At 41.6% G+C, this 7836-nt stretch carries 6 protein-coding genes; all 6 read right to left on the minus strand.

Annotation, left to right across the window (positions count from 1 at the left end):
• Window positions 1-153 precede the first annotated feature (153 nt).
• The 6 genes from ACFE93_RS33465 to ACFE93_RS33490 all read right to left on the minus strand — a co-directional run bounded on the left by ACFE93_RS33465 (window position 154) and on the right by ACFE93_RS33490 (window position 7462).
• Entirely contained in the window at window positions 154-2082 is a 1929-nt protein-coding gene (locus tag ACFE93_RS33465) for an ABC-F family ATP-binding cassette domain-containing protein (protein WP_375480247.1), read from the minus strand.
• Window positions 2083-2154: 72 nt separating this feature from the next.
• Window positions 2155-2571, minus strand: coding sequence for a DUF1824 family protein (locus tag ACFE93_RS33470; RefSeq protein ID WP_375480249.1), 417 nt, complete (start codon window positions 2569-2571; stop codon window positions 2155-2157).
• 270 nt (window positions 2572-2841) lie between these two features.
• A complete protein-coding gene (locus tag ACFE93_RS33475) occupies window positions 2842-3690 on the minus strand; it encodes a prohibitin family protein (protein ID WP_375480251.1) in 849 nt (282 codons plus the stop codon).
• Window positions 3691-4404: 714 nt separating this feature from the next.
• Window positions 4405-5283, minus strand: coding sequence for a sulfate ABC transporter permease subunit CysW (cysW, locus tag ACFE93_RS33480; RefSeq protein WP_375480253.1), 879 nt, complete (start codon window positions 5281-5283; stop codon window positions 4405-4407).
• Complete coding sequence (gene cysT / locus ACFE93_RS33485; RefSeq protein WP_375480255.1) at window positions 5270-6130, minus strand: sulfate ABC transporter permease subunit CysT; 861 nt, start codon at window positions 6128-6130, stop codon at window positions 5270-5272. The genes cysW and cysT overlap by 14 nt, the downstream gene beginning before the upstream one ends.
• Before the next feature lie 183 nt (window positions 6131-6313).
• Window positions 6314-7462: a sulfate ABC transporter substrate-binding protein gene (locus ACFE93_RS33490; RefSeq protein WP_375480257.1), complete on the minus strand. Its 1149-nt coding sequence runs from the start codon at window positions 7460-7462 to the stop codon at window positions 6314-6316.
• Between the last annotated feature and the right edge of the window lie 374 nt (window positions 7463-7836).

Here is a 7836-nt window from a genome sequence, read left to right on the forward strand (position 1 = left end):
GCCTTATAAAGTGGGAAAATAGGAAATCTGGTTCCCTCAAAAGCTGGTTGATTTTTGTGAGCTTCCACTCCCCCTTATAAAAGGGAAAATAAGAAATCTGCTTCCCTCCCCTTTATAAGGGGAGGGTTAGGGTGGGGTAAAACTGTTAAAAAATTAAGACTCCATCTCTGCCAATTCTAACCAGCGTTCAGTCGCCACATCGATCGCGTGCTTCAACTTTTCCACATGATCATACAATTTCTGCACCTGGCTATAATTCCCTGGTGCAACATTCGCTAGTGTTTTCTCGGTTTCTGCCTTCTGGGCCTCTAACTCGGCAATCTTACCTTCCAACTGCTCAAATTCCTTTTTCTCCCAATTGGATAACCTACGCCGTTTGGTATTCTCTCCATCCTTGGATGAAGCCGCACCATTTTGGACTTCGGCATTTTTCGGCTTCTCCTTAGTGGTAGCAGCTTGTTGCTGTGCTTCTTCAGCCTTCTTATAGTCTAGATAAATCGAGTAATTACCTGGATATTGCCGGAGATTACCGCCTTCCTCAAAGGAAAATACTGTGTCGATGGTGCGATCGAGAAAGTAGCGATCGTGAGAAACTACAATTACACACCCAACAAAATCTTCTAAATAATCTTCTAATACTGCCAATGTCTGGACATCTAAATCGTTTGTCGGTTCATCTAAAATTAAGACATTGGGCGCACTCATCAAAACCCGTAATAAAAATAAACGGCGTTTTTCACCACCAGAAAGTTTACTAATTGGGGCATACTGCTGATTACCAGGAAACAAAAACCGCTCTAACATTTGAGAAGCAGTAATTTGAGTACCATCGGTAATTTTGATAAACTCTCCTTCTTCTTTGATGTAGTCAATCACGCGCTGATTTTCGTTTAAGGCTGTAAGCAATTCTTCCGAATGCTGGTCAAAATAACCGATGTGAACTGTAGTACCAATTTCTGCAATGCCGGAATCTGGCTTAACCAGTCCAGTAATTATATCCATTAAAGTGGATTTACCAGCACCGTTAGCGCCAATAATGCCGATGCGGTCTTCTGGACTAAATTCGTAAGTGAAATTATTAATCAGAGTGCGTCCATTGTATGCCTTAGAAATGTTATCTAATTCAATAACTCTTTTACCAATGCGACGACCAACTGTCGAAATATCAACTTTACCCTGAACTTGTTTAAATTCAGTATCCCGCAGAGCGTGAGCGCGGTCAATTCTAGCTTTTTGCTTGGTACTTCTGGCTTTTGGCCCTTTTTTGAGCCATTCCAACTCGCGGCGCAACAAGCCTTGGTGTTTACGTTGACTACTTACAGCAGATTCTTCAGCTAAAGCTTTCTTTTCGAGGTAATATGAATAGTTACCTGTATAGGTGTAAATATCGCCTCGGTCGATTTCAATAATCCGATTGGTAACGCGATCTAGAAAGTAGCGATCGTGGGTGATCAGAAAAAGTGCGCCGCGATAGCGATTTAAATAACTTTGTAACCACTCTACAGAAAGAGCATCCAGATGGTTTGTTGGCTCATCCATGAGCAAAACATCTGGTTCTGATAGCAAAGCTGATGCTAAAGCAATGCGCTTGCGATAGCCTCCAGATAAAGTACTTATCTTGGCATCAAAGTCAGAAATTCCTAATTTTGTGAGGATGATTTTGGCATTAGTTTCTAGTTCCCAAGCACCAGTCGTATCCATCCGTTGCATCACCACAGAAAGGCGAGACATTAGTTGACTATCATCTGGATAGTGAACCAATTTATCAGAAAGTTCTTCATACTCACGCACCAAAGATGTATGTTCGCCACTGTCAGCGAAAACTTGCTCTAAAACTGTGTGATTCTCATCTAAATCTGGCTGCTGGGGTAAGTAGATAATTTTAGAACCAGAGTTGATTAAAATTTGACCGCTATCAATGGATTCTAACCCGGCAATCATTTTTAATAGGGTTGATTTACCAGAGCCATTAGTACCAATTAATCCAACTTTATCAGTTGCATCAAGGCTAAAGCTAGCATCTTTTAAAATTTCCTTGATGCCAAAGTCCTTTTTTGCTGATTGTAGTGTAATAATACTCATAAGATTGAAGTCATTAATTATTTTTAGTTAGTGAGTAGGCAAGGCTCATACCTTACCTACATTCGGCGAATTCTATACAAATAAGTCTAAGGGAAGGTGTCCATACATTTCGTTGATTCCATCTTCGTCATAAGACTGGCAAGATACTAATACACCACGATGATGTCCATCATAGGAATCAAGATAACACAAGCCATTTTTACCATTTAGTTTGATATAAACTGGCCCTTCGGGTGTAAGTAAATTAGTTGGTGGTTCATAACCCAAAGCCAGAGAATAGGTTTTCATCGCCAATATTCCTTCTTCTGCTGTATCAGCACAAATTCCTAAAATTTGGTAATCAGTAAGCTTGGCGAGCAAAATTAAGGCATTACGAATTACTACTTTTTCTGATGAGTTGAGGATAGGGGCAATGTCTAGACAGTTGAATTTGTTCAGTAATTTCTTTGCTTCTTCGGCAGTAAGATTTTGAGGATTGGGGATTGACATAAACTTCGACTATTATTTGGTTGGTTTTTCAATGGTCTTTGAGGTTGGCACTAGTACCGCAAGGCAGAAGTTAAAAGTCATTCCTGCTTTAATTTTGAGCTTTCTGATTGTAATCAAATGGTAGGTTTCCAGCGATCTGTACTAGCCCAACTTATACCATTTTGGATTTTAGATTTTAAATTGGGAATAGTCCAATGTGTTGTAAAATTCGTCTGAGGTCAGAGCAAATTACATAACTTTAGAGCTTTTTATCTCATGTCCACTTCCCTTTTACGGTTGATTTTGGACATTCCCAAGGTTGAATATGAAGGGTACGCCATTTTTTGAGTCACTACCCATAACCAGAACTTTGGGCATCTGAGCGCCGCCAGTCTTCCAAGCTTCAATTGCTTCTTTTTGCAGAACTAACTGCCCTCCTTGGGCTTTGAGTGTCTCTGCTAAGAGTCTTTGAGCTTCTGCCCTACCTTTGGCACGATTCACATCTGCTTGGGCTTCTTGTTCTGCTTCTCGTGCTACATAAACGGCTCTTTGCGCCCGTTGTTCGGCAATTTGTTTTTCTTCGACGGCTCTGGCGAATTCTGGTGAGAATGCTAAATCAACTACGCTAGTATCTAACACAATTATCCCATATTTGTCTAAGCGATCGCCTAAAGCATTATCAAAGTCTTCTTTCAATTCACTTCTTTTGGTAATCGCTTCTTCTACTGTTCTTCTGGCTGCGGCAATTTTAAATGCTTCTTGTGTTTGGGGCGCAATGATTTTTGATACAATATTCGCTAATGTTCCTTGTTTCCTTCTAACTTCAACTACCTTAATCGGATCGAGGCGAAAGTTAATTGCAAATCTCGCAGATAAATTTTGCAAATCTTTAGTAGAACTCTCCGCTGGTACTTCAAATTTTTGCACTGTTAAATCATACACATCTATCACGGTGATAAAAGGCGGTTTTAAATGAATACCTTCCAATAAAGCGCCATCTCTAGCTTTACCCAAGATGCTGATTACTCCTGCTTGTCCTGGGTTGATAATAATAAAGGAATTTAGCCCGATAATCACTAGTATTGCTAACACAATTCCCAAAACTGTGGTTTGCCAATTACCCAATTGCTGATTTTTCAAATTCATCTCTCCAATATGAGTTTGTCATTTGTCATTGGTCATTTGTCATTGGGTATGGTTATTCACCTTGTCCCCTTGTCTCCCAGTGCCCAACGATGCACTGAGCTTGTCGTTGGCGCAGTTTTTCCAAGAGTTGCGTTCCCAGTTTTTGAATAAACTTAGTTATCAGTACAGCTTGGCGTAAATAAACATACCCCTTCGGGTGACGCTCTCTACGAGACGCTGCGCGAACGCAGGCTCGCTAACGCTGCGCTAACGGCAGTTACTCATGGGGGGAACCCCCATCGCCCTTGGCGTCTCCCTTTGGGAGAAGACCGGACTGCCTCACCATTTCAAATGGCGCAAGAGCTTGGAATACAATTATGCGTGACTTTTGACTTCCGCCTTGCGGTACTAGTTTAAGTTTCAGGGTAACTGAAAGTTTGAGAGATTTCAAAACCCTTCATTTGGATGAAGGGTTAATAGCATCAGGTCAAAGGAATTATTTTACACAATTCTTGGAACAGTAAGTTTACTACTTTACTCATCAGTTTTCCCTGGATGTGCTTACCACCTAGCAATTTTTCCCCCTTGCTTGGATTTAGCTAAAGAAGTTTTTATTGGAATTCAATATCATTAAGTAGTCAAAAATGAAAAGCGATCGCGCCAATAAAATTTAAGTGCGATCGCGAATAGTTTTGAAGTTTTAGATTTTCAGTTTACTCTCTGGGGATTCTATTCAACATCTTTAATGCGGGTTTTCCGTTCTAGAATCTCCTTTAGCACCAAAGTTACTACTGCTAGCAACGCTAACAGTACAGCCGCAGAGAAAGCCGCTTCAGTTTCATATTGTTTGTAAGCGTCTTCTACAAACAGTGGTAGGCTCTGGGTTTGGTCAGCAATGTTGCCAGACACGACTGAAACCGCTCCGAATTCACCCATTGCTCTGGCATTGGTCAAAATTAAACCGTAGAGTAAGCCCCAACGGATACTGGGTAGGGTGACGCGCCAAAATATCTGCCAATCTTTTGCACCTAAAGTTCTAGCAGCTTCTTCTTGATCCTTACCAAACTCTTCTAAAACCGGAATTACTTCTCGCGCCACAAAGGGCATACTCACGAAGGCTGTAGCCAGTACCATACCTGGAAAGGCAAAGATAATCTTGATATCATGAGCCAAAAGCCAAGGGCCAAACCAGCCATTGCGTCCGTAAAGTAGCACAATCATTAATCCTGCAACTACGGGCGAAATTGAAAAGGGCAGGTCAATAATGCTCAAAACTACGGCGCGTCCAGGAAATTTATGACGAGCGATCGCCCAAGCTGCACATAAACCAAACACTGTATTCACAGGTAAAGCAATCAAAGCCAACAACAATGTTAGCCAAGCTGCATGGAGAAAAGCTGGTCGCGTCAGGTTGGATAGAAATGGCCCAACACCCTTACTAAAGGCTTGGACAAAAACGTTAATTGCCGGGATGTATTGAACTAGGGCTAAATAGGCGATCGCTATACTAATTAAAACTATTGGCACCCAACTCTTCTGCTCTTTCGGCTTGGCTATATCTGTATCAGATGCAGATGATGAGTGAAAACTTGGCTTATCTACTGTCATATCGCCTTGCCCATGCTTGTAAGAAATTAATTGCCAATAACAGTACTAACGAAATTGATAGTAAAACTATGCCAATTACTGTTGCACCAGAATAGTCATACTGCTCTAATCGCTGGAAAATCAGCACAGGTGCAATCAAATCTTTGAATGGCGTATTAGAAGAGATAATCACAGTTGACCCATATTCCCCAACTGCACGGGAGAAACCCAAAGCAACACCAGTTAAAATTGTGGGAAATAAAGGTGGCAAAATCACTTTCCAGAAGGTCTGCCATTGAGAAGCACCCAGACACCAGGCGGCTTCTTCAATTTCATGTTCCATTTCCTGAAGTACGGGTTGCACAGTTCTGACAATAAAAGGTAGTGAGATAAATATCATTGCCACCGCTACTCCCGTCCGGGTAAAAGACACCTTAATTCCCAGTGGTGCTAGTAGCGAACCTAGCCAGCCATTATCGCTATAAACTGTTGCCAGGGTTAGCCCTGCTACGGAAGTTGGTAGTGCAAAGGGTAAATCCACTGTGGCGTCAATCAAGCGCTTTAAGGGAAAGTCGTAACGAACCAGAACCCAAGCAATCAAAGTTCCAAATACGCCATTGAGTAAGGCAGCAAATATTGCCGTCCCAAAAGTTACGTTGTAGGTGTTTAGTGCGATATCACTGGTTGCGATCGCCCAAAATCTCGCCGGAGGTTCCGTACTTGCTTTCAGGAACATGGCAGCAATAGGGATAAACAACATCACCGTCAGGTATGCAATGGTGATTCGCCAAGTCCAAGGAACCCGCCCCAATCTTTTCCAGAATGGCGTTTTGCGTTCAACTTCCACAGAAGGAGATACAGATGTCATAGTGAAAAATTCAAAATTTAAAATTCACAAGGAGCTCTTTGCCAGTGTTCGTAATTGCTAATTCGTAATTCAAGCACAGACCAACTACTTTTAATTCTGGAGAAAGGAAAGTTATGGGGTGATAATTACGAATTACGTTAGCGTAGCGATAGCGAGTCCGCAAGCGTCATTAAGAATTACGAATTATTTTTGGGCTTGAATTTTATCAAACACGCCCCCATCTGCGAAGAACTTCTTATCAATTGTTTCCCAACCGCCTAAGTCTGCAACTGTACCTAAAGTTTTCAGCTTGGGAAATTTGTCTGTGACTTCCTTGGTTTGAGCTAAAGTCTCATCCACAGGACGGAATCCCAATTTAACAAACTCTTGCTGTGCTTCTGGGCTATAGAGGTATTTCACAAAACCTTCCGCAACTTCGCGGGTTCCGTGCTTATCGACGTTTTTATCTACCACAGCGATTGGATTGTCGATGGATATATTCACATCGGGAACGACATACTCAATCTTTTCGCCCTTTTGCTGTGCCAAAATAACTTCGTTTTCGTAGTTGATTAAGACATCTCCCTGCCCTTGCTTGGCAAATGTATCAGTAGCTTCCCGCGCATCTTTAGGCAAGATTGGCACATTTTTGTAAACTTTAGTCACAAATTCAGTAGCTTTAGCCTCATCGCCACCTGTTTTAATTACAGAATCCCATAGTGCTAAGAAATTCCACTTAGCACCGCCGGAAGTTTTGGGGTTAGCAGTAATCAATTTCACACCGTCTTTGGCTAAATCTTGCCAGTTTTTGATGCCTTTAGGATTGCCGGAACGAGTGACTAATGCTGCAACAGATTTGGAGACAATACCATTGTTGGGAACTTCTTTCTCCCATCCTGGCTGAATCAATCCAGCCTTCTCAATCTTTGTAGTGTCTCCAGCTAGTGCCAAGTGAACAACATCTGCTTCCAAACCATCGATAACAGCACGAGTTTGGGAACCAGATCCGCCATAGCTTTGCTTGAAGGTAACAGTTTGATTATGATCTTTCTTCCACTGTTCTACAAACTTAGGAATAATTGCTTCGTGAGCTGCTTTGGTGACAGCAAAGGAAACTAGAGTTAATTCAACATTATCTTTGGTTGCAGCCACAGGAGTAGCACTAGCAGCAGGGGTTTCAGAGGAAGAATTATTCCCAGTTCCTCCATCTGAGCAGGCAGCAAGGGCTACACTCAATACAGTACCTACTAAAAAGAGTGATACAAAGCCTTTGAGCGAATTTAGTCTGAACCGATACGTTCTATTGAACGCGATCGCTTGTAATCTTTTCAGTAAGCGTTGCCACAAACTCATTCTATTTCCTCCACGAATTCTACAGATAATTGATGGGAATACAGTTATATACTGTTTATAATACTGGATGATTGCATGTATCTAGTTACAAACACCAAAAAACCTCACATTCTTTATCAAGAACATGGTGATTCTACCAATTTTGTGAAAAATTAAAAATGCTTTTACTTTCAACTATCAAGTTGCATAGGCATAGCCTGCCGTAGGCATCGCAATTAGCTATCTAATGCATCAAGCAACTTGCTAGGGAATAGCTAATTTTAGAAGATAGTTTATTCTAGCGTAGGTGTAGCCTGTTGTACACATTGGCTTCGCTTAAGCAGCAATTCCAAATTCAAAAATTTAAGAGGAATCAGTCGCCGGAGAGCGTGGAG

It is taken from the genome of uncultured Nostoc sp. (assembly GCF_964247315.1).
Taxonomy (GTDB): Bacteria; Cyanobacteriota; Cyanobacteriia; order Cyanobacteriales; family Nostocaceae; genus Nostoc.